At 62.9% G+C, this 23,243-nt stretch carries 24 protein-coding genes; 11 read left to right on the forward strand and 13 right to left on the reverse strand.

What is annotated here, in order from left to right:
• Positions 1 to 97 precede the first annotated feature (97 nt).
• From msrA to V1278_RS32380, 4 genes are all read left to right on the forward strand, one after another.
• Complete coding sequence (msrA, locus tag V1278_RS32365) at positions 98 to 814, forward strand: peptide-methionine (S)-S-oxide reductase MsrA (protein WP_334383535.1); 717 nt, start codon at positions 98 to 100, stop codon at positions 812 to 814.
• A 9-nt stretch (positions 815 to 823) separates the two neighbouring features.
• A complete protein-coding gene (gene msrB, locus V1278_RS32370) occupies positions 824 to 1,234 on the forward strand; it encodes a peptide-methionine (R)-S-oxide reductase MsrB (RefSeq protein WP_334383536.1) in 411 nt (136 codons plus the stop codon).
• Positions 1,235 to 1,440: 206 nt separating this feature from the next.
• Positions 1,441 to 1,605, forward strand: a complete 165-nt coding sequence (locus V1278_RS32375) for a DUF3309 family protein (RefSeq protein WP_065743452.1) — start codon at positions 1,441 to 1,443, stop codon at positions 1,603 to 1,605.
• A 225-nt stretch (positions 1,606 to 1,830) separates the two neighbouring features.
• On the forward strand, positions 1,831 to 2,112 hold the full coding sequence (locus tag V1278_RS32380; RefSeq protein ID WP_057842144.1) for a hypothetical protein: 282 nt from the start codon (positions 1,831 to 1,833) through the stop codon (positions 2,110 to 2,112).
• A 55-nt stretch (positions 2,113 to 2,167) separates the two neighbouring features.
• Here the strand turns inward: V1278_RS32380 and V1278_RS32385 are convergent, their stop codons facing one another.
• Positions 2,168 to 2,704 carry a DUF4112 domain-containing protein gene (locus V1278_RS32385; protein ID WP_057842297.1) on the reverse strand — a complete coding sequence of 179 codons (537 nt, stop codon included), beginning with the start codon at positions 2,702 to 2,704 and terminating at the stop codon, positions 2,168 to 2,170.
• 297 nt (positions 2,705 to 3,001) lie between these two features.
• Positions 3,002 to 3,424 (reverse strand): DUF5413 family protein, encoded by a 423-nt coding sequence (locus V1278_RS32390; protein ID WP_334366881.1) that lies wholly within the window; start codon positions 3,422 to 3,424, stop codon positions 3,002 to 3,004.
• Positions 3,425 to 3,689: 265 nt separating this feature from the next.
• On the opposite strand from V1278_RS32390, the gene V1278_RS32395 reads away from it, so the two are divergent.
• Positions 3,690 to 4,739 (forward strand): glycosyltransferase family 4 protein, encoded by a 1,050-nt coding sequence (locus V1278_RS32395; protein WP_334383537.1) that lies wholly within the window; start codon positions 3,690 to 3,692, stop codon positions 4,737 to 4,739.
• 66 nt (positions 4,740 to 4,805) lie between these two features.
• On the opposite strand, the gene V1278_RS32400 is transcribed toward V1278_RS32395, so the two are convergent.
• Entirely contained in the window at positions 4,806 to 5,927 is a 1,122-nt protein-coding gene (locus tag V1278_RS32400) for a DUF2336 domain-containing protein (RefSeq protein ID WP_334383538.1), read from the reverse strand.
• Positions 5,928 to 6,750: 823 nt separating this feature from the next.
• On the opposite strand from V1278_RS32400, the gene V1278_RS32405 reads away from it, so the two are divergent.
• The gene (locus V1278_RS32405) at positions 6,751 to 7,017 is read left to right on the forward strand and encodes a hypothetical protein (RefSeq protein WP_334366878.1); all 267 of its coding nucleotides are present in this window, start codon (positions 6,751 to 6,753) and stop codon (positions 7,015 to 7,017) included.
• Positions 7,018 to 7,126: 109 nt separating this feature from the next.
• Here the strand turns inward: V1278_RS32405 and V1278_RS32410 are convergent, their stop codons facing one another.
• Positions 7,127 to 8,728, reverse strand: coding sequence for a hypothetical protein (locus tag V1278_RS32410; protein WP_334383539.1), 1,602 nt, complete (start codon positions 8,726 to 8,728; stop codon positions 7,127 to 7,129).
• Between the two features lie 37 nt (positions 8,729 to 8,765).
• Positions 8,766 to 10,058, reverse strand: a complete 1,293-nt coding sequence (locus tag V1278_RS32415) for an adenylosuccinate synthase (RefSeq protein WP_334383540.1) — start codon at positions 10,056 to 10,058, stop codon at positions 8,766 to 8,768.
• A 291-nt stretch (positions 10,059 to 10,349) separates the two neighbouring features.
• On the opposite strand from V1278_RS32415, the gene ybaK reads away from it, so the two are divergent.
• Entirely contained in the window at positions 10,350 to 10,823 is a 474-nt protein-coding gene (gene ybaK / locus V1278_RS32420; protein ID WP_334383541.1) for a Cys-tRNA(Pro) deacylase, read from the forward strand.
• A 23-nt stretch (positions 10,824 to 10,846) separates the two neighbouring features.
• Here ybaK and V1278_RS32425 read toward each other — a convergent pair whose 3' ends face one another.
• A complete protein-coding gene (locus tag V1278_RS32425) occupies positions 10,847 to 11,038 on the reverse strand; it encodes a hypothetical protein (RefSeq protein WP_334383542.1) in 192 nt (63 codons plus the stop codon).
• Between the two features lie 444 nt (positions 11,039 to 11,482).
• Here V1278_RS32425 and V1278_RS32430 point away from each other — a divergent pair, with 444 nt between their 5' ends.
• Positions 11,483 to 12,412, forward strand: a complete 930-nt coding sequence (locus V1278_RS32430; protein ID WP_334383543.1) for a DMT family transporter — start codon at positions 11,483 to 11,485, stop codon at positions 12,410 to 12,412.
• Positions 12,413 to 12,427: 15 nt separating this feature from the next.
• On the opposite strand, the gene V1278_RS32435 is transcribed toward V1278_RS32430, so the two are convergent.
• Together V1278_RS32435 and V1278_RS32440 are read right to left on the reverse strand one after the other, a co-directional pair.
• The gene (locus V1278_RS32435) at positions 12,428 to 13,963 is read right to left on the reverse strand and encodes a L,D-transpeptidase (RefSeq protein ID WP_334383544.1); all 1,536 of its coding nucleotides are present in this window, start codon (positions 13,961 to 13,963) and stop codon (positions 12,428 to 12,430) included.
• 232 nt (positions 13,964 to 14,195) lie between these two features.
• Complete coding sequence (locus tag V1278_RS32440) at positions 14,196 to 15,452, reverse strand: tetratricopeptide repeat protein (RefSeq protein WP_334383545.1); 1,257 nt, start codon at positions 15,450 to 15,452, stop codon at positions 14,196 to 14,198.
• Between the two features lie 285 nt (positions 15,453 to 15,737).
• Here V1278_RS32440 and V1278_RS32445 point away from each other — a divergent pair, with 285 nt between their 5' ends.
• A complete protein-coding gene (locus tag V1278_RS32445) occupies positions 15,738 to 16,553 on the forward strand; it encodes an MlaD family protein (RefSeq protein WP_334366870.1) in 816 nt (271 codons plus the stop codon).
• A gap of 41 nt (positions 16,554 to 16,594) precedes the next feature.
• Positions 16,595 to 17,812, forward strand: a complete 1,218-nt coding sequence (locus V1278_RS32450; protein WP_334383546.1) for an alpha-hydroxy acid oxidase — start codon at positions 16,595 to 16,597, stop codon at positions 17,810 to 17,812.
• 84 nt (positions 17,813 to 17,896) lie between these two features.
• Here the strand turns inward: V1278_RS32450 and V1278_RS32455 are convergent, their stop codons facing one another.
• From V1278_RS32455 to V1278_RS32475, 5 genes are all read right to left on the reverse strand, one after another.
• The gene (locus tag V1278_RS32455; protein ID WP_334366868.1) at positions 17,897 to 19,087 is read right to left on the reverse strand and encodes an extracellular catalytic domain type 1 short-chain-length polyhydroxyalkanoate depolymerase; all 1,191 of its coding nucleotides are present in this window, start codon (positions 19,085 to 19,087) and stop codon (positions 17,897 to 17,899) included.
• A gap of 5 nt (positions 19,088 to 19,092) precedes the next feature.
• Positions 19,093 to 19,512: a CopG family transcriptional regulator gene (locus tag V1278_RS32460; RefSeq protein ID WP_334383547.1), complete on the reverse strand. Its 420-nt coding sequence runs from the start codon at positions 19,510 to 19,512 to the stop codon at positions 19,093 to 19,095.
• A 267-nt stretch (positions 19,513 to 19,779) separates the two neighbouring features.
• Positions 19,780 to 20,370 carry an amino acid synthesis family protein gene (locus V1278_RS32465; RefSeq protein ID WP_334366866.1) on the reverse strand — a complete coding sequence of 197 codons (591 nt, stop codon included), beginning with the start codon at positions 20,368 to 20,370 and terminating at the stop codon, positions 19,780 to 19,782.
• Complete coding sequence (locus V1278_RS32470; protein ID WP_334383548.1) at positions 20,370 to 21,236, reverse strand: fumarylacetoacetate hydrolase family protein; 867 nt, start codon at positions 21,234 to 21,236, stop codon at positions 20,370 to 20,372. Before V1278_RS32470 ends, V1278_RS32465 begins: the two co-directional genes overlap by 1 nt.
• A 159-nt stretch (positions 21,237 to 21,395) precedes the next feature.
• The gene (locus V1278_RS32475) at positions 21,396 to 22,097 is read right to left on the reverse strand and encodes a GntR family transcriptional regulator (protein ID WP_334383549.1); all 702 of its coding nucleotides are present in this window, start codon (positions 22,095 to 22,097) and stop codon (positions 21,396 to 21,398) included.
• A gap of 112 nt (positions 22,098 to 22,209) precedes the next feature.
• Here V1278_RS32475 and V1278_RS32480 point away from each other — a divergent pair, with 112 nt between their 5' ends.
• Positions 22,210 to 23,205 (forward strand): zinc-dependent alcohol dehydrogenase family protein, encoded by a 996-nt coding sequence (locus V1278_RS32480; RefSeq protein ID WP_334383550.1) that lies wholly within the window; start codon positions 22,210 to 22,212, stop codon positions 23,203 to 23,205.
• Positions 23,206 to 23,243: the final 38 nt, after the last annotated feature.

Here is a 23,243-nt window from a genome sequence, read left to right on the forward strand (position 1 = left end):
AGCCAGCGCCGTATCATGGCCATCGGCGAGAATTGAGCCGATTGCAGAACGCCGGTCCCGCTCTAAACTGCCCCAACCAACGCCGAAAGAGGAAACCATGTCCCCTCGCCATTTCAGCCGCCTGTCGCTCGCCGCCGCCATCGGCGCGCTGGCCGTCGCGGCCTTCGCCGCCACGCCCTCGCGCGCCTCGGAAGAGGCCGTCGTCATTCCAGCCCCTGCCGTCGACGTTCAGGCTGCCGACGGCATCCAGACCGCCGTGATCGCCGGCGGCTGCTTCTGGGGCGTGCAGGGCGTGTACCAGCACACCGCCGGCGTGCTCAACGCGGTCTCCGGCTATTCCGGCGGCAGCAAGATGACCGCGAACTACACCATGATCGGCACCGGCACCACGGGGCACGCCGAGGCGGTCGAGATCAAATACGATCCGAAGAAGATCAGCTACGGCAAGATCTTGCAGATCTTCTTCTCGGTCGCGCACGACCCGACGCAATTGAACCGCCAGGGCCCCGACATCGGCACGCAATATCGCTCGGCGATCTTCACCACCAATGACGAGCAGAAGAAGGTGGCGGAGGCCTATATCGCCCAGCTCAACGCCGCCAAGGTCTACAAGAAGCCGATCGTGACCAAGGTCGGCCCGCTGCAGGCGTTCTACCCGGCGGAAGACTATCACCAGGACTACCTGACGCTGCACCCGAACCAGCCCTATATTGTCTTCAACGACATCCCGAAGATCGAGAATCTGAAGAAGATCTTTGCGGAGAACTACGTCGAGCAGCCGACGCTGGTGCGCAACGCGAAGGCTACCAATTAAGGAGGGCAAATGTCCGATACCAAGACATCCGGCAAGGTCGTCAAGAGCGAGTCCGAATGGCGCAAGGAATTGACGCCGATGCAGTACGCCGTGCTGCGCGAGAAGGCGACCGAGCGGCCGTTCTCGGGCGAGTATGAGCACGAGCACCGCAAGGGCACCTATACCTGCGCCGGCTGCGGCCAGACGCTGTTCGAATCCGATGCCAAGTTCGATTCCGGATGCGGCTGGCCGAGCTTTACGCAGCCTGCGGTGGACAGCCATGTCGATGAGGAGCGCGATTTCAGCCACGGCATGATCCGCACCGAAGTGTTGTGCTCGAAATGCAATGGCCATCTCGGCCACGTCTTCAACGACGGCCCCGGCCCGACCGGCCTGCGCTACTGCATCAACTCGGCGGCGCTTAAGCTGCAGCCGAAATAACCTCCGATCCATTCGAACCGGACCTTCACCCCGTGATGCGCAGCGTCACTGCGGGTGATGCGCAGCATCGAACTACGATGCGCCCTGGAATGACAACGTCCTCCTGGTTTCCGGATCGATCAAGGGACTCGCGGCCCGGGATATGCTTTGATCCGGGCCGCGGGCGTCGTTTTCCGCGTGCCCGCGGGCCTCGGGGGGAGCGTGCGATGTCGCTTGGAACGATACTCATCATTATTCTGATTATTTTCCTGCTGGGCGGCTTTTCCGGCCGTTTCGGCGGCTATGGCTATGGCAGGGGCCATTCCGCGATGGGGCTCGGTGGCGTGATTTTAATCGTGCTTCTGATCCTGCTCCTGCTCGGCAAGCTATAATCCATGGAACCCATTGAAATAACTTGATTTAATTTACGCATCCCGCAGCCATGCGTGGATTCATCATCACCCCCGATGTCGAGCCTCAGGGGTCGCATTTTTGGCAAAGAAGCTTATATTGGCACCTGAAATGACGTGCACGGCGTGGCCCGCCACTGTGGCCCACCGTCATCCAATCCCCATTGCTCATACGAAAAGAGCCGAAAAAGATTGAGGTCACCGTCCATGCGTCCATTCAGCTACAACACCGCCGCCGAACTGTTTCCCGCTGCGATCCGCAAGAAGAAGCGGGCCGGGTTTGCCTATCGGCGTTTTGGCACCGCGGCGGAAGCGGTTCGCTTCGCGATCGAGGAGCTGCCTGCGGACTCGCTGAATGGCGCCTATCTCCAGGTCGAGGAAGCGCGCTTTGACCAGAGCGGCATCCGCTCGCTCTATGAAAGCGAGGCGTTCCCGCTGCCGCGCCGTCCGCGCCCGGCCGCCACCGACGACAAGGCCGACGCCGCCTAAAGCTTCCACTTTTTCAGACAGCCGCCCCCGGAAATCATTTCGGGGGCGTTTTTCTTTAGCGCGGCTGCTTATCGAGCCAGCGCTTGAGCATGCGGACATTGCGGACGTTGGCGCGGAACATGACGTCGAAGGCGTCGCCCGCGACCGGCACCAGGCCAACCGCGCCGTCAACCGCAACATTGGCAAGCATCCGCGCCGTGATGTGCCAGGGCGCGCCGAGCGCGCGCGCCTCGCGCACCACCCACAGCGAAATCGCCGTCGTGATGATGTCGCCGACCACCGGGATCAGGCCGATCAGTCCGTCGATGCCGTAGCGGAAATTGGTGCCGGGCACGATGAAGGCGACATCCAGCAATTTGGCGATGGCATCGAGCCGCGCGATCCGCTGCTCGCGCGTCAACTCGCCGAACGGATTAGCGGCGGAATGACCGAAATCGAACCGCATTCCCTCGAACCGCGTATGCAGGTTCGGCTCGGGGAGTTCGCGCCCCTCCTGGTCGATGACCGGCCCACGTCCGGGCGCGCGCGTCCGGGACGATGGTCCGGAACGCGAACGGGGCGGCGTAAAGATATCGTCGTCTGCCATGGCCATCAGATGGTAACGCGAATGCGAGGCGCAAGTTGCGTCATGCGGTCGCTGCTTTGCGTGCCTCGGATCCGAAAGGTCAGCGCGGCGTAAATTATTTCGCGCGCGGGTAGACGGCCTCCGTCAACAACGCAAACCTGTGGTTATGGGTCCCTGCGCCGAGTGCGCGATTGCGCACGGAGGCAGGGACGACGCGCGTCAGAGAAGTGCGATCGCCGAGAGATGGGCGTGCTCGATGATAGATGGTGGGCACGGCGCATACGCGCCTTTGCCCACCCTACGGAGCTGCGGAGCGCTGCACACTTACGTCGAATGCACTGGCTGCGGCTCGTCCACGTATCGGTGCGCGAGCCACGACGACAGCGCCGCAGGCACCGTGCCGACGATGCCGTAGAGCAGAAACTGCACCACGCCGGTATCCGGTCCGCGCGAACCATAGAGCAGTTCTGACGCAGCAAATCCGATGGCGCCTACGATCAAGATCCGCACCACGAAAGAAATGCGCTTGACGTGACAGAGAATGTCATCGATGGCACCGATCATCAGCGCAGGCACAATGCCGAACAGATAGCTGTATTGCAGCGTCTTGGCGAACGCGCCGAGGAATTTCCCGATCTCCGACCAATTGGTGTCAGTCCAGTAGCCCGAGGCCACCGTGGTCGCGAACAGCATCAGAAATCCGCCGACGAACGGGCCGATAGCTCCGAAGATCAGATAGCGTTTCATGAAACTGCCTCCTGGCGCTGGTTACCCAATACAGCAGCTCAAGGGCCAAGTAAATTTGTCCGCTCTACCTTCCCGTTGCGCGAGACTTGCCGACAGCACCAGCATCTGAATCCGGTTGCGCTGAGGGCGGATGAACGGACATTCAGCAACATGAAAGCGGCTCGACGCAAGACGGAGGCAACTTCCACACGCTTTCGGACTTATTGCTGGTGGGAAAAGAAAAAATGGCACGTCCTAACCCCGGCATCTCGATGGTAAGTAGCCGATGCGGATTGCCCAGATAGCGCCTCTGGCCGAAAGCGTTCCTCCCAAGCTTTACGGCGGCACCGAGCGCGTGGTGGCATGGCTGATCGATGAACTGGTAAGCCTCGGGCATGAGGTGACGCTGTTTGCCAGCGGGGACTCGGTAACGTCAGCCCGCCTTCATGCCGTTTGGCCTCGGGCGCTTCGCCTTGGCCGGCCGAAGACAGATCCGATGGTAGCGCAGGCAGCCCTGCTGGAGGCAGTTGCACGGCATGCGACCGAATTCGATGTCATTCACGCGCATATCGATTGGCTGCACCTGCCGCTCCTGAGCCGGCTTGGCGTCCCTTTTCTGACCACCTGCCATGGGCGCATGGACCTGCCTGGCTTTTCGGACGTGGTTCGTCACTTTCCCGACGCGCCGTTCGTTTCGATATCGGACAATCAGCGCACTCCGTTAAGCGAGGCCAACTGGATCGGCACCATTTATCACGGCTTGCCGGCCGACGTGTTTCGGCCCTCGTTCGAGGCCGGCTCCTACCTTGCTTTCCTGGGCCGGCTGACGGCGGAGAAAGGACCGGAAGCCGCCATCCGAATCGCGCGCGCCGCCAAAATGCCGCTTCGTATCGCCGCAAAGGTGCCGCGCGGGGATAGAAGCTATTTTAAGGAACAACTCGAGCCGCAGATCGATGGCGAGCAGGTCCAGCTCACCGGTGAGGTCAATGATGACGCGAAGCGGCAGTTTCTGGCGGGCGCGGCGGCGCTATTGTTTCCGATCGATTGGCCAGAACCGTTCGGGCTCGTCATGATCGAGGCCATGGCGTGCGGCACGCCCGTCATCGCGTTCAAATCAGGCTCGGTGCCCGAAGTCATCGACAACGGCATTACCGGCTTTGTCGTAACGGATGAAGCAGAAGCGGTCGAAGCGATCGGAAGGCTTTCCGAACTCGATCGAAGCCAGGTGCGCGGGCAGTTCGAGAAGAGGTTTACCGCCAGGCGCATGGCGCAAGAATATCTTCGCCATTACGTGGCATTGGCTCGCGACCGCGCCAATGAAGCCATTCCGGCATGAGGCGGCTGGTGGATGTGGACGAGCCACATGCGGACTTGACCGCTCGCCGTGCGTAAGCAGATTGGCTTACTTTCTACCGACAGCCGCTACAGCCGCCGCGGGCTCATTATTCTTCCCAAGGATCCGGTCGGAGCCGAAACGAATGGTCCACTGCGCCACCGACAGCAGTAGCGATTCATAGATCGCCACGCATTGCTCGAGTTCCCGGTCGGTGGATGGCGGACAGTTCGGACGGTTGCGGACGATCATCGTCGTTGTCGACCAGCTCAGCAGCGCCGCCTTGCACGCGACGATCAGGCCGTATACCCGGTCGGGCTCGAGCAAGGGTTCGATGGCCTCGATCTTGACGTCGGCCTTCAGGGCTAGCGCTGCGACGACGTGGGTGTATTCACCCCGCACCGCAAACCGGTTCACGATCGAATCGTTGAGCTTGCCCGTGCGATTGAGCGCGACGACTTCGCGTTGCGCCTGGGTATAATCAATCGCCTTCCGGGCGGCGTCACCCTGTCCGGCAGCCCCGGCAGAACCTTGGGTTTTCTTCCGCGCAACAGGTCGCGACGCCGTCAAGAACCGCGCGCGGACCACGTCGGCAACTCTGCCCAGAAGCTCCCGAAGCAGGCTGCCCGGAATGTCCAATCGAAGCCCGAGCTTTTCCGCGAGGACTTCATCACGCTCGGCCCGCCCCACCAGCGTCGCGTAGCCGCATTCGGAGAAACGCGCGCCGGCGTTGCGCGCGAGCGCGCTGGAGACGTGGACGTCGCCAAATCGCATCAGCGCGTCGGTGAGCGCTTCATTGAGGATCTTTCTGTCCGATATTGCCAGCAAATGCTGCTGGCTGCGGCTTTTGACGATTTCAAGGAGGTCGGCTTCCGACAAGCAGTTGGAGCATCTGAGAACCGGTGCCGCCAGCAAGTGGTTTTCATGAAATGCAAGCTTGCGGATAGTCTGGCGCGGGGCGCGGTCGATGGTGGAAAGGGCCTCGCTGAGCTGGACCACGGTTTTCGCGTCCACCCGCTCGATCAGGTGGGCGAGAACGCCATCGACGGCTGCGATCTGCGATTCACCGAGACGATCGACATTGGACAGGAACAGGTCCGTCACTTCCCCGAAAATCCGGGCGTCGTGCTCGGGCCCCTCCTTTTCGGCGCCATTCAATTCCGCGCGCAAACTCGAAGATGCAGCAGGCATGGCTATGCCGCCTCCGGCCGGGTCGTGCCGGCTCGCCGCGTCACCTTACGGCCCACCGCGGGGATGGCCGGCATCATCGTGAATCCATCAGCGGCGGAATGAACGCGCATTTGAGTGCCATTCGACAGGCTGGTCTCGGCAGCCTTTTTCACTTCAACGACAGCAATGAGGCGGGTGCGAGCAATAGCGGCTGATCGTACTCAGCCTTCCCTAACGGGTGGTTGTTCCGGAACGCCGATTTTGCGCATTTTTACGGAGTTTTGGGCAGGTGAAGGCAGGCCCGGCCATCTGCCGGGCGTGCTGGGCGTTGGGGCCAAGCAGCATCGGCCTCGGCAGACCTCACCGGATAACCGAAGTCATGCTTGCCGCGTCATGAACGGGACGGCCGAATGACGTTTCGGCGCGGAGCGCACGCCCGTTCGCCGGCCTGTTCGATCACGGCTGAGACGGCGTCCGGAAGACCCGCATCTGTTCCTTCTCCGGAACCATCAGGGCTGACACACAAGAGCGCAGCGCAAAACCGAGTCGTTCTCACTTTCGCGCTTCGCTCGACGTGGCGCGCACGCAACAGTCTTGAGAAGTGTTGGCGCGAGCCATTGCAGCTTCGCAGCGAGCCATTGCAGCTTCGCAGCATTGGCGCATAATTCGCGTGGGGCCGCGCAGCACTTTTCGATTCGGACATCGGCAGAAATCGAGCAACCACACCGGGTGAGTTCCCGGTGATGGACGACGTGTGCGGCAGCGCAAACCGCGTGCAGCGCCCCCAATGAAGAGCGGCCAGCACCGCACGCAACCCTGCACGCAACCCTTGGGGAACGGCTCAATGACTATCTATCGTACAAGCAAGATCGCACTTCTCTTCGCCATCGCCTTTGCGGCGACCGCACTTTCCGCACGCCCAAGCCTCGCCTTCTCGGAGGCGCAGCAGATGTGCACCGGCGATGCCATGCGGCTATGCGGCCATGAAGTCCCTAACGTCCAGCGAATCACCGCCTGCATGATCAGGAACCGCGCGCATGTCAGCCCGGGCTGCCGCGCCGTGATGGAGCGCGAAGGCGCCGCACGGCGACGAGCCGCCGCCTCCCAGTGACCGGTCGCTTCAGTTGACGACGAAAGCAAAACGGCCTCAGCGCGAGCAATGCTGAGGCCGTTTCACGTTGGACTCTTTGGCTACGCCGCGACGATCAGCGGCTACTCGGCTACTCCCCCCACAGCGCGAAGGCGTCGTTGAACGCGCGTTCGCCCGGTGAGCCTTTTTCGATCGCGATGATAGCGCGGCGCTGATTGACGTAGACAAGCGGCACGTCGAACCAGGAGCGCTCCTTCAGGAGCTGCAAGTTGCGGGCGCGGTCGGAATCGACGTTGGAGAGGCCGACCAGGAAGAAGCCGTCGGTGACTTTCACGGCGAGCCCCGCCAGCGGCGTGCCGCGCGCCTGCTCGTTGGACTTCATCAAAATGCCCGGCACGTTGCCGACGCCCCCGCCGGAAAAATCCTGCGGCAGGATGAAGGTCAATTCCGCGGTGTGGCTCGCCGGCAGGGAGGTATCGGTGTTACGGCGGAACGACATTGTCATCTTGAACTTGCGGTCGGGGATCTCGATGTCGGCGCGCACGGCAATGTCCGGCTTCTGATTGCCGCTCGCCTTGATCGGTTCGGTGCGCCAGATCACCGAGCCGACATATTGCTTGCCCTTGGGATCGGACGGATCCTCGTCATACAACACGACGCGCTGCGCCACCGGCGCCACGTTCTCGCTCGACGACGGCTGGCCGACGCGGTCGGGAATCTTCGGGCGCGACTGCGGCGCGGCCGGATCCTTCGGCGCTTCCACCACAGATGAGGATTTGAACAGGCCGCTCACGGCTGTCACGACCGACCTGCCCCACAGGATGCCGGCGCCGACCAGAATGAGCACGATGCCGACCGCAATCGCGCTCTTGAACGGAAACCCGGCGCCGGCGCGGGCGCGCATTTTCGGTTGGTCGCGATCCTGCGACAGACGCGGACGATCGCGCAACGGCGGCTGCGGCGCGTAGCGGTCGGCTTCCGCCTGCGATTCGTCATACGAATACGGCACCTCGGGATCGGCGCCGCGGTCCTCCATGCTCGGCTCGAGCCGGTCGAATTCCGGCGAGGGCGACGGCACGTTGGCATAGGTCTTCCGCGCGTTGCGGTTGGCTTGCGCCGCGGCGCGGCCAAGATCGTCGGCGTCGGCTGCGATGTCGCGGAAGCCGCGCATGCCGGGCGGCTGCGGCGGCGTCGGCGGGCCGCCATTATCTGGGCCGCGACGGGGGCCGCGCTCGCGAGGCGGCGGTGGCGGCAGGCCAGCATCCTGTGTCGGAATCTGCGGCGGCTGCGGGCGCGGCGCGCCGGGCGGTGGCGCATCGGCGCGCAGATTGCGCGGCGGGCGTGGCTCCTCGCCAAGCGGCGGACGGCCATCGCGCGAGGGGCCTTGAGATGGCGGACGCGGGCGCGGCGTACCCGGCGGCGTGGCAGTCGCTTCCGCCGGGCGGGCATTGGCGCGGCGGAAGGCATCGCCGCCGCGCGCGGCCCCGCCACCACCGGGCCGCGAAGCTTCGCGGGCGCGCTGAGCAGCTTCTGACTCGACCTTGCGCACGGCCTCTTCCAGCGACAGCCGCTCGCGGGTGATTTCGGATTCGGAAAGCGGTGGCTGCACGCTGCGCAACTGCGCGATCAGCGCGGTACGCGCCCGCTCATAGAGCGCACGGCGGCTCTCGCCTGGAGCATTGGGGTCCAGGCCGGCGATAGCGCGTGCGATCAGCGGGTAATAATCAGCCATTTCTCTTCAATACTGCAGCCCCGGCGGTAACATCCCGTTAAGCCTCAAACGGGTTCTGCACCAGTATAGTATCCTCGCGTTCGGGGCTGGTGGAAAGCAATGCGATCGGACAACCCACGAGTTCCTCGACCCGGCGGACATATTTAATGGCCTGGGCCGGCAGATCCGCCCAGGAGCGGGCATTGGCAGTCGGCTCTTTCCAGCCCTCGATGGTCTCGTAGACCGGCACTACCCGGGCCTGGGCGCCCTCGCCCGCCGGCAGATGGTCGATTTCCTTGCCGTCCAGCATATAGCCGGTGCAGACCTCGATGGTGTCGAAGCCGTCGAGAATATCGAGCTTTGTAAGCGCCAGACCCGTGATGCCGCAAGTGCGGACCGTTTGCCGCACCAGGGCGGCGTCGAACCAGCCGCAGCGGCGCGGGCGGCCGGTGTTGGTGCCGAACTCGCGGCCCCGCTCGCCGATCTTGCGGCCGATCTCGTTGTCCTGCTCGGTCGGGAAAGGGCCCTGGCCGACGCGGGTCGTATAGGCCTTGCAGATGCCGAGCACGTAGCCGACCGCACTCGCGCCCATGCCGGTACCGGTCGCGGCTTGCGCCGCCACCGTGTTGGACGAGGTGACGTAGGGATAGGTGCCGTGATCGACATCGAGCAGCGCACCCTGCGCGCCTTCGAACAGGATGCGCTTGCCCTCGCGGCGCTTGAGATCCAGCAGCCGCCACACCGTCTCCGCATAGGGCAACAGCTTTGGCGCCAGCGCGGTAAGCTCTTTCAGAATGCCGTTGCCGTCGATCTCCTCGAGATTGAGCCCACGGCGCAGCGCATTGTGGTGCGCCAGCAGCCGATCGATCTTGTGCGGCAGCGTGTCGAGGTCGGCTAGGTCCATCAGGCGAATCGCGCGGCGGCCGACCTTGTCCTCATAGGCTGGGCCGATGCCGCGGCGCGTGGTGCCGATCGCGGTAGCCGTGTTGGCGGATTCGCGGAGCGCATCGAGCTCGCGATGCAGCGGCAGGATCAGCGTGACGTTTTCGGCAATGCGCAGGTTTTCCGGACTGACAGCAACGCCCTGCCCCCTCAGCCGCACCACCTCGTCGAGGAAGGCTTGCGGATCGAACACCACGCCATTGCCGATCACGGCAAGCTTCGACGGCCGCAGCACGCCCGACGGCAGCAGCGCGAGCTTGTAGGTCTCGCCGTTGATGACGAGCGTATGGCCGGCATTATGGCCGCCCTGGAAGCGCACGACGATATCGGCCTGCTCCGACAACCAGTCGACGATCTTGCCCTTCCCCTCGTCGCCCCATTGGGCGCCGACGACGACAACATTGGCCATTTTTAAAGTGTTCCCTGCAAATCTCTTGGTTCCAGCATGATTTCACCGGAGAACCGGTACCTGTGTTTCCGGACCATGCTCTAAGCTCGCCCAGCCAAAATCACGGCCGGGGCCGCTCGCGTGCAGGGCGCCCCACCGGATAAAGGAAGCGGCCGATCTAGGCAAGCAAGAAGGCGGCTTTAAGGGGGCCTTAGAACAGCTCCAACCCATTGATATCCCCGTAAAATCCTGGGCCCCCCCGGCCTGGCACGGGCGAGAAACGCATTAATGTTCGGCAATGATGGAAAGGCCATGTCCAAAACCACCCGTGCGACGCTAGCGCTGGAAAAGCTCGGCGTGAAATTCGCCCTGCACGCTTACGACTACGACCCGGATGCAGCGAGCATCGGGCTTCAGGCGGCGGAAGCGCTCGGCGTGCCGCCCGCGCGCGTGCTGAAGACGCTGATGGCCGAGGTCGATGGCAAGCCGGTCTGCGCCGTGGTGCCGTCGGACTGCGAGGTCAGCATGAAAAAGCTCGCGACCGCGTTCGGCGCCAAGTCGGCGAAGATGATGCGGCCGGCGGATGCCGAACGGCTGACCGGCTATCATGTCGGCGGCATCTCGCCGTTCGGACAGAAGAAGCGCGTGCCGGTCGCGATCGAAGAAGCCGCGCTCGGCCATGCCAGCGTTTTCCTCAATGGCGGCCAGCGCGGCCTGCAGATCGAACTCGATCCCAACGACGCCGTGAAGGCTGCGGGCGCGATCGCGCGCGCGCTCGTGGCGTGAGCGGCCTTCGCCGCGGCCGAGCCCTATTTGGTGAGTTTGGGCTGCGTCTGCGCCCATAGCATCGCCTCGATGATGGCCTGGCGCAGTTTCGGGCGCTGCTCTTCATCGCATTCGATGAACGCCAGAATGGAATTGGCGCGAACGGCAAACTGGTGACGTGTTTCGGCTTCGGCTTCTTCGGCCGACGTCGGCTTGTTCAAGGAATGACCCATCATCTGCAAAAATTCAGTGTCACGGACAGGCGAAACGCTTGAGAGCGGAGTCGCCTGCAAACCGTGGTCCCAACGATCGAACGAACGCCCAATACTGAAAGTAGCCCGGAATAACTCACTGCATGCGCCCCCGAAAAAACAAACCAAGGTTGGGTCACATGAATCAATCGTCCTTTGATTGCATACTTATCTACCCGCTGGCAACCCCAAACAGCCAGCAAGGCGGGCTGCATGGTCGCGATGCATCTTGCACCATTGATGAGCGGCGCAAATCGGTGTCTGTGACCGGGGCCGGGCCACATTCCGGCCCGGCGTCGATCGCCGGGCGGGCCGCGGCGCCATGACCGGGCCCAATCTTGGTTTGACGCGTTTTCTTTACGCGAACCGGTGTCCACCCCCGGATCAAGTCCGAGGGCATGCTTCGCTCGAAAACGCTATGGATCGCGAATGTCGGCTACCGAACAGACTTCACCCGCACGATCCGGGAACTGGCTCGCCAATCAGCCTTATCTGCTGCTCAGCATCACCGCGCTGTGCTGGGCCGGCAATGCCATCGTCGGGCGGCTGGCCGCCGGACACATTCCGCCGGTGACGCTGTCGTTCCTGCGCTGGTCCTTCGCGTTCCTGATCATCCTGCCGTTTGCCTGGAAGCATCTCGTCAAGGACTGGGCTGCGATCCGCGGCCGGCTCGGCATCATGGTCGTGCTCTCCGTCGCCGGCATCGGCGCCTTCAACACGCTGCAATACTGGGCGCTCGAGCACACCCAGGCGCTGAACACGCTGTTGTTGCAGTCGGCGGGACCGCTGGTGGTCGCGGTGTGGTCGCTCGTGCTGCTCGGCGTGCGGTTGACGCTGGCGCAGGCGGCCGGCGTTCTGCTCTCGATGGCCGGCGTGCTGGTGATCATCCTGCACGGCGATCTCACAACGCTGTCGAAGATCGACTTCAATATCGGCGACCTGATTTTCCTGGTCGCGCTCGCGATCTTCGGGATCTATTCGGTGCTGTCGCTGAAGCGCCCCGACATTCATGGTCTGTCGTTCGTCGCCTTCACCTTCGGCGCCGGCGCGGCCTGCCTGATTCCGCTGTTCATCTGGGAATTGTTCGCGCGGCCGCTGATGCGGATCGACACCGCGAACCTGCTGACTCTCGCTTACGTCGCGCTGTTCCCATCAACGATCGCCTATCTCTGCTTCAATCGCGGTGTGCAGATGATCGGCGCCAATCGCGCAGCACCCTTCTTTCACGTGGTACCGGTGTTCGGCACCGTCATGTCGATCATCTTCCTCGGCGAGCACCCGCAGGCGTTCCACTTCATCGGCTTTGCGCTGGTGCTGACGGGGGTGTTTGTCGCGTCGCGAAAGCCTCGAACTGCCTAGGACCTGTGCCGCGTCTCACCACGACCAGCCCGGCTGCACCTGTTGATAGTACTGCCCGCCGCGCCGGCGCGTAGTGCCAGGTTGGGGGTTCGAATTGGGCGAGAAAAAGGGGAAGAAGCCGTCGGCACCCCAGTCGTTGCCGCTTGCAATGACATCAGGGGTTGGCTGGCGCGTAATGAAGCCGCCCTGCGGCTGGTTGCTCAGCACCGCGACGAACTCGGTGCGATAGTTGGTCTCGCGGCTCAGCGGCTCGTCCGAGACGATGATCGAGGATCGCGGCAATGCGGTCGGCGCGATGCGATCGAGCACATCCTGCGGGATGGTGATGCGGTCGAGCGCGCTTTTGGCGTCATCGGCGTTGTCGATTGTGACCGCGGTCCAGCGCAGGCCCTTGCCTCTATGCGCCATCGCCGTGAAAACATGCGTACCGATCCGCTTCTCGGGATTGCGGATCGTGACCGGAACCTCGATGGACGCATCGAACACCTCGCCGCCGCCGTCCGGCGCCGGCTTATGCGTGTTGCGCCGCACGTAAAGCTTCTGTGTCGCGCGGCTGACGTAGACCGAGACCGGCTCGAGCGCGAGCTTCGCCGCGCTTGCCGCCTTGGCGGCGTCGGCCTTCCTGGTCGCGGCCGTCTTGGCTGCGTCCTTGGCCGCGGCGACGGTGGGCTTCGACTTCGCGTCGGCCTGGGCGGTGTCGAGCTGCGTCCCCAGGTCCGCGGCCTTGGCGGCGGCCTTTTGCTTGAGGTCCTCGGCTCGCGCCCTGGCCTCGTCCGTCTTTGCGGCGCCGATCGCCCTGTCGGCTAACGCGAGCTCGGCGTCGGCGCGCCTCTTGAGCCCTTCCAGCTTGCGCAGCGACGCCGTGAGCGATGCTGCCTCACGTGCCGCTGTTACGGCGGCTTTCTTCGTCTCGTCGGCTGTCCTGGCGGCCTCCGCGGCCTCGCGCGCGAGTGTCTCGGCACGCGCCGGAGCCGCTGCGACGGCCTCCGCGTTTGGCACGAACAGCGCGGGGTGAGAAAACTCGACCGGAGCCGCGTCGTTTGGCGAGATGATCACCCGCATTCCGATCCGCGTCTTGTCGAACAGCCTTTCCGCAAAGCCGTAGGGCATCCGCACGCAGCCATGCGAAGCCGCATACCCGGGCAGCGGCCCGCCGTGCAGTGCGATGCCGTTCCAGGTGATGCGCTGCATGTTCGGCATCTCGGCATCGTCATACATGTTCGAGCGGTGGTCCTTGTTTTTCTCGACGACGGTGAAGACGCCGGCCGGCGTCTCGCGTCCCGTGGTGCCGGTCGACACCGGCGCGCGCAGGATCCAGCCGTCGGCGTCGTAGAGAGTGACCTGCTGGGACTTGATCGACACGATCGCCATGATCGGCTCGCCTGCATCGCGCGGTGCTGTCACCTCGGTGGGTGCCGCGGAGCGCGCCTCTCTCGCCGCGGCGTCGGCGGTCAACGCCGCAAGTAGCGCCATCGCCACGAGCGCTGCAATGGCGGGAGACCCCCAGCGCCGCATCACTCTGGATTGCGCCGTCGCAAATCGAGTTACCATGCCATGCCCCGGTTGAAATGCCTGTCCGCGCTTACAGCGATGAAGTGTCGGATTTTGGATCAACTGACCGCAGCCGCCATCCACGCCGCCAATTCGCTCCCAAAGGACGATCGGCACGTTCCCGGTGGCAAATCTCTCATATACGACAGCCCGCGCGGGAGGAAGGATGGCTTGCGGCTGAAATTGGCCCACTTGCAGACATTCTTGCTTGTGGCGGCTTCGCGGCACGCGGTCAGAAACCGAGCACGCGGAGCTGTTGCTTGCTGACCCGGTTGGCCGAGTCGATTGATTGCGCCTTGCGGAAATCGGCGATCGCCTCGGCGCGGCGGCCCAGCACTTCATAGGAGATGCCGCGGTTGTTGTAGGCCTCGACATAGGACGGATCGAACCGGATCGCCTGCGTGAAATCCGTAATCGCGCGGTTGCTGTCACCCTTTGCGACGTAGGCTTTGGCGCGCGAGTTGAAAGAGTTGAAGTCCTTGGGGTTTATCGCGATCGCCTGGTCATAGTCGGCGATCGCGTCATCGATCTTACGCAGCGCCATATAGGCATTGCCACGATTCCAATACGCCACGCCGTTCTTTGGATTGATGCTGATCGACTGATCATAGTCGGCGATCGCGCGGCTATAGTCCTTCAAGCCTTCGTAAGCGACGCCGCGGCAATTGTACCCGCCGGAATTGTTGGGTTCGCGCTTGATGACCTCGCTGCAATCCGGGACGGCGAGGTCGTATTGGCGATTGTTGCTGTAGGCAACGCCACGTGAGCTGTACAGCCAAAGCAGATTTGGATCGAGCTTGATTGCTTCGCTGTAGTCTGCGATCGCGGGCTCCCATCCGCCTTTTTTCGTGATCAACCTCTTCCTGAACAGTGCCTGCCCCCTTTGGCCAAAACCAAAGGCGTATTTCGGATCGATTGTGACCGCCTGGGTGATATCGGCGATTGCCTGGTCGAATTCACCCTTTTCCGTCCACGCCATGCCGCGGCGGGCATAGGCCCACGCGTCCCTGGAATTGACCCTGATCGCCTCGGCGTGGTCGGCCAGCGCTGCGTCGTATTCATGCAGACCGTAGTAGGCGACACCACGGTTGTTGTAGGCCCAACCATATTTCGGATCGATCTTGATGGCCTCGGTGCAATCCGCAATAGCCGCGTCGTGGTCCTCTTTCCTTTCGTAAGCCTCACACCGGTGCGCAAAGGCCCAGGCGTCCTTCGGGCTGAGCTTGATGGCCTCGCCGTAGTCGGCAATCGCGCGGTCGTAATCCTTGCCGTTGAAGGAGCCGCGGCCTCGGTTCTTGAAAGCCGTGACGCGTTCTGCCACCGACACGTTTGCATCGTCGATAATGCGGCTGCATGCCGCGAAGTTGACGTCGGGCTTGTCGGCGCTGGCGGCGCACTCGCCCCGGTCGGTCGGCGTAGCGGCCAGCGCCGGCATCGCAAGCAGGAGACCCATGCAAAGGAGCAGTCCATCTAATCCGCGCGCTGCCATGCTGTTTCCCCTCCACCCGGCGCTCCGACGCGACACGTACAGGCGTGATGACTTTAGCATCAACGGCAAGCTATCTGCCATCGGCAACCGATATCCGAGATGGGCCCAAGCCCGACATGCCGGCAGGCTGCGCCAATGTCTGCTTCCGAAGGAAAGGCGGAATCGCACCCCCTGCATCATTACAGCCGATTTATGAGTGCACGTTGCAGTTCCGGGTGGTTCGCGGCGGTGACTTGCCGTCATAAAGCCGTTATCTCTTAGGCCTGCTTCGTTAAGGCACCTTCGATGAAAGTCCGCGCCAGCAATCTGATGATCGGCACCTTGACCCTGGCCCTGATCGCCGGGTCGCTTGGCGCGTGGCTCGGCTATCAAAGGCTCGCCGGGATCAAACAGAAGGTGCCGTTCCGCGTGATCTTCGAAGGCTCGGCCTCCGGCCTGCGCAACGGCGGCAGCGTGAATTTCGCCGGCATCCGGGTCGGCGAAGTGGTGTCACTGAAGCTCGACCATCCGCGCCGCGTGGTCGCGCTCGCCATGATCGACGGCAACACGCCGGTGAAGAGCGACACCCAGGTCGGCCTCGAATTTCAGGGGCTGACGGGGATTGCGGCGATCTCGTTTACCGGCGGCACCGATGAGGCATCGCCGCCGCCAAAGGGCGCGGACGGCATTCCGGAGCTCACCGCCGATCCGGAAGGAATGCTCAATACCCAGGAAAAAATCCGCGTGGCGCTGCGCAACGTCGACCGCGTGATCGCCGACAACGAGGTGGCGATCAAGGATACCTTGCGGAATTTCGAGACGTTCACCGCCTCGCTCTCCGGCAATGGCGCGAAAATCACGTCCATCATCGCGACCGCCGAATCCGGCATCGGCGCGGTCGACGGCGCAATGGACAAGACCAAGGATTTCCTCGGCAGCCTCGCCAGCGACAAATATGGCGGCGAACTGCTGCCGACCGTGATTTCGCTGCGCGAGCTGATCGAAAGTTTCGACAAGAAGTCCGGGCGGGTGATCGCCGAGACGCGAAAAATGCTCGGCGACGTCAGCGAATCCGTCAACAAGGCCGGCCAGAAATTTGGCGGACCGCCTCCCCGCCGCTAAGGTGCCATTCGCATAACAATCAAAAAAATGGAACGCCCGACGTGCTTGACAAATCCACAAGCTTGGCTGCGCCGCCTCCGACCGTGACCCGCACCGAGAGCGCGGTGCCGCGGGCTCTGCAAAAATACCTTTCGCTCGACGATTTCGAAGCCGTGGCGCGGCAGCGGATCCCAAAATTTCTCTACGGCTATATTTCCGGTGGCGCCGAGACCGATGCCGCGCTGCGCGACAACCGCAAAGCCTTCGACGAATACGGTTTTGTGCCGCGCGTGCTCAACGACGTCTCCGGCCGCGACCAGACCACGACATTGTTCGGCAAGACCTACGCTGCGCCGTTCGGGATTCCACCGATGGGCTCTTCGGCGCTATGCGCCTACCGCGGCGACATCGTGCTGACGCAGGCCGCTAAAGCCGAGAACGTGCCGATGATCTTGAGCGCCTCCTCGCTGATCACGCTGGAGGATGTCCGCGCCGCCAATCAGGCCGCGTGGTATCAGGCCTATCTCGCTGGCCTCCCAGAACGGATCGAGCCGCTGATCGATCGCGTGGCGGCGGCCGGCTACGACACCTTCGTCGTCACCGCCGACGTGCCGGTGCCGCCGAACCGCGAGAACAATATACGCAACGGCTTTCAGGTGCCGCTTGCGATCACGCCGCGCGTGTTCTTGGACACGGTCACGCATCCGCACTGGCTGTTCGGCATCTGGGCGCGCACCGTGATGAACCACGGCATGCCGCATTTCGAGAACATGGACGCGCAGCGCGGCCCGCCGGTGCTGGCAAAGAACCTGATGCGCAACATCGGCGCCCGCGACCAGCTCGCCTGGAAGCATGTCGAGCTGATCCGTAAGAGGTGGAAGGGCAAGCTCGTCATCAAGGGCCTGGTCTCGCCGGCCGATGCGAAGGTTGCGCGCGAGAGCGGCGTCGATGGCGTGATGCTCTCCAACCATGGCGGCCGCCAGCTCGATTACACGATCTCCGGCCTGCGCACGCTGCCGGAGATCGCGGCGGAAGCCAAGGGCATGACGATCATGGTCGATGGCGGTATCCGCCGCGGCACCGACGTGATCAAGGCGCTCGCGCTCGGCGCGCATTTCGTCTGGGTCGGCCGCCCCTTCCTCTATGCCGCGATCGCCGGCGGCCAAGCCGGCGTGCAGCGCGCGATCGGGCTTCTGAAAGCCGAGATCGACCGCGACCTCGCGCTGCTTGGCATCCGCAAGCTAAGCGAGATCACGCCGGATCTGGTGCGGAAGTTTTAGAGCCCAATTCTGATTATAGGGCGTGAACCCATAAATTCAGATTGGTCGGCGGACGTCCGCTTAGGACGCGCATTTCTGTCACTGCTACGGAAGCGAATGCTCTAGGAAAAAACGCAGCATTTCTCTTGTTGCGTCCGGTCCTCGCGGGTCAGTATAGGAGCCCACCAAGCTTCCCCCCGACCATGCGTGTCCAGCTCCGTGGATTCTCCAGTGCTCGAAGACGTGGCGCCCACTGCCGTCGCTATGGACGGTGCGAGTATAGGCGTGACCTCCAGTCACCTGCCCGCGATACACGTTTCTTTCCGTGCTCGTTGCTTTGATGGACTGCTTGATAACTTGATCGCCGTTGCTTGGGTGCACTGTGCTGTCGCGATCGCCGTGAAAAACAATGGTCGGGACAGTTGGCCCGTCGGTTAAAACCGCTTGATGATCGAAACCGCTGCCTTGTCGCATGGCGAGGAGCGCAGAGGGAAGGTCGTTGGCGGCACCACACGCGAGGCCAGAATGTACACCAACGGCCGCGTATAGATCGTTATATGTTGCTCCCATGATAGCAGCTGCGGCCGCTCCAGCCGAAAGTCCGGCAACATAGACTCGCTTTGGATCAACTGAGTACTCGCGCATGATTTGGCGCGTGATCCCCGCGATAAGCGAGGGTTCGCCTGTGTCACGCTGCTGATCGGTTGCGCGAAACCAGTTCCAGCATTTCGCCTGATTTGCTTCGCTACGCTGCGCGGGATAGACCACAAAGCAAGCTTGCGCTTCCGCGATAAAGTTCATTCTCGTGCCGGCGGCGAAATCTTCTGGCGATTGGGTGCAACCGTGGAGCATGACGATCAACGGAAGAGGTTGCCCATGATAACCGCTGGGGATGAAGAGCCTGTATGCACGGCTTCCCGCAGGATTGCTGTAGCTACCTTTGATAAATCTCGCACCCTCCGGCACGACGTCGCGCGTGGATAGCGGAGTCCGCTTGGTTGCGCCCCGCAATCGGAGCGCAGGGTAATTGTTTGTGCGATTTGATAGCGCGCTGAACTTGCGTGGTTGCGCGGATATGGTCCGCGGTAACTGCGAGTTCCCCGTTTCATGAACCCGATTTGCTTTCGCGTCTACAATTGATTGCTTATCTCCCGGGAGGGCGATGGCATCGGTGCGGAATGTCGCGTCCGCCTGCCTTTCACCGCGAAGCATGTGCTGGAGAAGTGCCGTGGCTTCGACGAGTCGGCCCGCGCGCGTGAGACGTGTAGCTTCGCGAATGATGTCCTGGTTCAGCATCGCCGTCACCGCGTCCTGTCGGCGAGCGCGGTTTTCACCGCCGAACTGGCATGGAGGGCTCCAAGCACAGAGACCGAGGCAATCGTGGCGCGAGCAAGCTCCGGCGTGACATCTTGGGCAATTGTTGCAAGGCCCAGCACATTAATGTGCAGCATCTCGCCGGCTCGTCGCACCGCTTCGAGATCCTCACGGCTGTAATTCCGTAGACCCAGGTCCAGACTTTTGCGAGCGGTCGACTGTTTGACCACATCCGCATGACGTTCGAGTTGGTTGCGGATTGCTGTGCGAATGAAATCGGTTCGGGTCGAGTAGAACCCTTCCTGGACCATGAGGTCTACGTGCCCAAGGTCGACATAGCCCAGATTGATCGTGATTTTCTCGGTATCGGCCGGCTTTGGTCTGAGTTCGCGGACATTGTTCGACATGAGACTACCATCCATATACCATCCATTTGGATGGTATATGGATGTCCGAAGGGGATCGTCAAGGGCGGTCGCTCAAGAAAAATATACCCGCCTTGGCGGGCCGTCGTGCCAAGGACGAATACCCCGATTTCCGGACTAGGTCTGCTATCGGCCATTCGCGTCGATTTTGGCGCCCTCCAGCATGTCCGCTCAGTGGGTGAGCTCGGAAACTCCGGCTATCCGGCTTCTCGGTTGAAGGCACCGGTTTGCGCGAGAAAACGCTACGCTTCATCGCTGCCCGTCGTGGACTGAAATCTGGTCCACCGACAGGCCGCCGATGCGCGCGTGGGTGCGGCCGCCGGTCGCCATGACGAGCCCGAACACGATCTCGTCGCGCCGGGGCGCGTCCCAGATCGTCATCTCGGCGGTGCCGAAATGGCTGCGGACGTAAGCCGCCTCGATATGGCCGAGCGGGACCATCAGCCGCGCGCCAACCGCGCCGATGGTCTTGGCGGCGGGCACGATCGCCTTGGCCTGCGCGATCACTTCGCGGATCGCAGCGCCACCCGCCTCGTGCCAGACCGCGCCGTGCTCAAGCTCGCCGTCGCCGCCGACGATCGCGCCCTTGCCATAGGCTTCGATAACGTCCTTGCCGCCCAGCCGCTCGCACAACGTCCGCGCCAGTTGCCGGCCGAGATCGCGCAAGCCAGCCTGAAACGGCATCAGGTCCGGCTCGTAGCGGCCGGCATGGGGATTGTTGATCACGGCAAGCGCGGTGCCGATCAATAGCGGCTGTGTCCGGCGCGGCCCGCGCTCGTGCCAGACTTCTTCGATCGAGAGTTGCGTCTTCCTGATGTCGTAGACTGTCCTTTGGGCCATCACTGCGCGGCCTCATCGATCACGGGGTTACGCAGCACGCCGATCTTCTCCACCTCGACCTCGACGACGTCGCCGGGCACCAGGAACATCGGCGGCTTGCGCGTAAAGCCGACGCCTGCAGGCGTGCCGGTAGCGATGACGTCGCCCGGCATCAGATCGAATATCTCGGAGGCGTAGTTGATCAGCCGCGGAATCGAGAAGATCAGGAACGAGGTGTCCGACTTCTGCACGGTCTTGCCGTTGATGCGGGTCTCGAGCTTCAGCTTGGTCGGATCGGGCAATTCGTCCGTCGTCACCATCCACGGCCCGAACGGCCCGGTGCCGACGAAATTCTTGCCGGCCGCGATCTGCTGCGCATGCATCTGATAGTCGCGGACGCTGACGTCGTTGTAGATCGAATAGCCGGCGACGTGGCCCATGGCGTCGGCCTCGGAAATGTAGCGGCCGGGCTTGCCGATGATGACGGCGAGTTCGCCCTCCCAATCCAGATGCGTCGACACCTTCGGCCGGATCACCGGCGCGTCGTGGCCGACCTGGGAACGCCACACCCGCAGGAAGATCGGCGGAAACGCCGTGATCTCACGCTTCATGCCGTGGGCCACCGCCTCTTGATGATGGTCGAGATAGTTGCGGACAGCGCAGACGATCTTTTCGGGACGCGGGATCACCGGAAGGTATTTGACGTCGGCGAGCTTCAGGTCGGGCTTGTGGCCGGCCACGAGACGATCGCGCTTCTCGAAATCGGGGCTTGCAATGAAGTCCTGCAGCGTGGCGTGGGGCAGCTTGCTGCCGAGGTCGACCACGCCATCGCCGACGATCGCTCCCCAGGTCTCCCTGCCATTGTTCAGAAATGAAAGCAGCCGCATGGACGTGTATCCTTCTCGGTTGGGACGGGCTGATGAACTGGAATTTCGTCAGAGACAACTATTTTCGAAAATATTGCCGAACGCAACTAAAATCGGTCGCCTGGGCGACATCGACCGAGCACTTTATGAGAAAAGGCGTCCGCTAGCGGCCGCAGGCGTTCAGCCGGCGCTGATCACGCCGGAAGCGTATTTTGCGACGTTGTTGGAGGTGGTCTGGATGTGGCTGGCGATCAGATTGCACGCCTGATCGGCGTTGCGCCCGATCGCGGCCTGCATCAGCGCGCGATGCTCGCCGGCCTTGTCGCGCGGGTGCGGCCGGAACATGGCCGACAGATTGCGGTAGCGCTCGGCGCGATCGAACAGCGAGTTTCGCACGGCAAGCAGCGTCGGCGATCCCGATGCCGAGACCAGCGCCTCATGGAACTGGCGGTGCGCTACCTTCCATTCGGTATTGCTCGCATAATCTTCCGGCTCCCGCTCCTCGATCCTGGCGAGCCGGTGAAGTGACGAGATAACCCTTATTTCCCAGTCGTCGTCGCCCTTCTCGATCGAGCGTCGCATCAGATCGACCTCGATCAGGATGCGGGCATGCGTCAGGTCGTGCAGGTCCTCGAGCGTCACCGGCGCGACCTTGTAGCCACGCTGCTCCTCGGCGACGACAAGCCCCTCCGCCGCCAGCAACGTCAAGGCTTCGCGCAGCGTCGTGAAGCTGGCGCCGAACGACAGGCGCAACGCATCGAACTTCAGCGATTCATTCGGCTTGAGTTGGCAGGTGACGATCTCGTTTCGCAGTCGGTGTGCGATGTCGGAGGCGAGCGTCTTGCCGAATTCCTTGCGCGCCTTGAGGGCTGTCGTTGTCATTGATTCTCTCGCGACCCGAAGGCCGCGATCCTAGCCCAAAAGAATCCCGTTGCAATGATTTTCGTAATGGGACATATTTTCGAAAATATGCAGAAATCAGGGAGGTGCTCGAATGAAGGCTGTATTGGTGCATCGCCCTGGAGGCCCGGAGGCGCTCGACTATGTCGAGGTGCCGATGCCGGCGCTGGGCGAGCGGGACGTTCTGATCCGCGCCCAGGCCTTCGGCGTCGGCCAGCCTGACAAGCTGATCCGCAGCGGCGTCTACAAATGGATGCCGCCGCTGCCAGCCAATCCCGGCAATGACGTCGCCGGGATCCTCGAAGCCGTGGGTGCACACGTGAGCGGGCTGGCCGTCGGCCAGCGGGTACTCCTGAGCGCGCGCGACCTTACCCAGCGCGGCGGCTGCTACGCCGAATATGTCGCAGCGCCTGCGGACGCGGTGCACGTGTTGCCGGACAACGTGGCGTTCGAGGACGCGGTGTGCCTGCCGAACTACCAGGTCGCCTGGGCGCTGCTGCACAATTGCGGCTCCGCTACGCCGCCCCACTCGGCCCTCGTCATCGGTGCGGCCGGCGGGGTCGGGACGTCGCTGGTGCAACTCGCAAAACTCGCCGGGATGAAGGTGATCGGCACCGTCTCCACGCCGGAGAAGGCCGCCTTCGCGCGAAAGATGGGGGCGGACGAGATTGTCCATTATCGCGATGAGGACGTGGTCGCCCGCACCCGTGCGCTGACCGGCGGGCGCGGCGTCAGTCTCGTCCTCGATCACGTCTGCGGCTCCGAATTCTATTCCTATCTCGGCGCGCTCGATAAATGGGGCACCATCGTCTCCTACAACGCGTTTGCCGGACTGCCGACGGAAAACCTGATGGGCGAGATGCGGAAATATCTCGACATCTGCCCGGCGATCCGCTGCTTCTCCTTTCACGTCTACGATAACGACCGCGGAGGCCGGCGCGACATCATGCGAAAGGTGATCGGCTATCTCGCCGATGGCGGCATTCGCCCGTCGATCTTCAAGCGCTTCAAGCTCTCCGAAGTTCGCGCCGCGCATGAACTGCTCGATTCCGGTGCGGCGTTCGGCAAGATCGTGATGACCCCGGATTGAGCTGGATGCCCGCACAGCCCAAACATTCTGCCTGAATT

The organism is Bradyrhizobium sp. AZCC 1577 (assembly GCF_036924575.1).
Taxonomy (GTDB): domain Bacteria; phylum Pseudomonadota; class Alphaproteobacteria; order Rhizobiales; family Xanthobacteraceae; genus Bradyrhizobium.

Bases quoted from the DNA above. Each gene is read 5' to 3' on its own strand.
- V1278_RS32385 (WP_057842297.1), bottom strand. From the start codon at position 2,704: ATGGCCATGGCAGACGACGATATCTTTACGCCGCCCCGTTCGCGTTCC.
- V1278_RS32430 (WP_334383543.1), top strand. From the start codon at position 11,483: ATGTCGGCTACCGAACAGACTTCACCCGCACGATCCGGGAACTGGCTC.
- msrB (WP_334383536.1), top strand. From the start codon at position 824: ATGTCCGATACCAAGACATCCGGCAAGGTCGTCAAGAGCGAGTCCGAA.
- V1278_RS32410 (WP_334383539.1), bottom strand. From the start codon at position 8,728: ATGGCTGATTATTACCCGCTGATCGCACGCGCTATCGCCGGCCTGGAC.
- V1278_RS32375 (WP_065743452.1), top strand. From the start codon at position 1,441: ATGTCGCTTGGAACGATACTCATCATTATTCTGATTATTTTCCTGCTG.
- V1278_RS32425 (WP_334383542.1), bottom strand. From the start codon at position 11,038: ATGATGGGTCATTCCTTGAACAAGCCGACGTCGGCCGAAGAAGCCGAA.
- V1278_RS32405 (WP_334366878.1), top strand. From the start codon at position 6,751: ATGACTATCTATCGTACAAGCAAGATCGCACTTCTCTTCGCCATCGCC.
- V1278_RS32400 (WP_334383538.1), bottom strand. From the start codon at position 5,927: ATGCCTGCTGCATCTTCGAGTTTGCGCGCGGAATTGAATGGCGCCGAA.
- V1278_RS32395 (WP_334383537.1), top strand. From the start codon at position 3,690: ATGCGGATTGCCCAGATAGCGCCTCTGGCCGAAAGCGTTCCTCCCAAG.
- V1278_RS32380 (WP_057842144.1), top strand. From the start codon at position 1,831: ATGCGTCCATTCAGCTACAACACCGCCGCCGAACTGTTTCCCGCTGCG.
- msrA (WP_334383535.1), top strand. From the start codon at position 98: ATGTCCCCTCGCCATTTCAGCCGCCTGTCGCTCGCCGCCGCCATCGGC.
- V1278_RS32470 (WP_334383548.1), bottom strand. From the start codon at position 21,236: ATGCGGCTGCTTTCATTTCTGAACAATGGCAGGGAGACCTGGGGAGCG.
- V1278_RS32465 (WP_334366866.1), bottom strand. From the start codon at position 20,370: ATGGCCCAAAGGACAGTCTACGACATCAGGAAGACGCAACTCTCGATC.
- V1278_RS32480 (WP_334383550.1), top strand. From the start codon at position 22,210: ATGAAGGCTGTATTGGTGCATCGCCCTGGAGGCCCGGAGGCGCTCGAC.
- V1278_RS32475 (WP_334383549.1), bottom strand. From the start codon at position 22,097: ATGACAACGACAGCCCTCAAGGCGCGCAAGGAATTCGGCAAGACGCTC.
- ybaK (WP_334383541.1), top strand. From the start codon at position 10,350: ATGTCCAAAACCACCCGTGCGACGCTAGCGCTGGAAAAGCTCGGCGTG.
- V1278_RS32460 (WP_334383547.1), bottom strand. From the start codon at position 19,512: ATGTCGAACAATGTCCGCGAACTCAGACCAAAGCCGGCCGATACCGAG.
- V1278_RS32435 (WP_334383544.1), bottom strand. From the start codon at position 13,963: ATGGTAACTCGATTTGCGACGGCGCAATCCAGAGTGATGCGGCGCTGG.
- V1278_RS32455 (WP_334366868.1), bottom strand. From the start codon at position 19,087: ATGCTGAACCAGGACATCATTCGCGAAGCTACACGTCTCACGCGCGCG.
- V1278_RS32445 (WP_334366870.1), top strand. From the start codon at position 15,738: ATGAAAGTCCGCGCCAGCAATCTGATGATCGGCACCTTGACCCTGGCC.
- V1278_RS32415 (WP_334383540.1), bottom strand. From the start codon at position 10,058: ATGGCCAATGTTGTCGTCGTCGGCGCCCAATGGGGCGACGAGGGGAAG.
- V1278_RS32390 (WP_334366881.1), bottom strand. From the start codon at position 3,424: ATGAAACGCTATCTGATCTTCGGAGCTATCGGCCCGTTCGTCGGCGGA.
- V1278_RS32440 (WP_334383545.1), bottom strand. From the start codon at position 15,452: ATGGCAGCGCGCGGATTAGATGGACTGCTCCTTTGCATGGGTCTCCTG.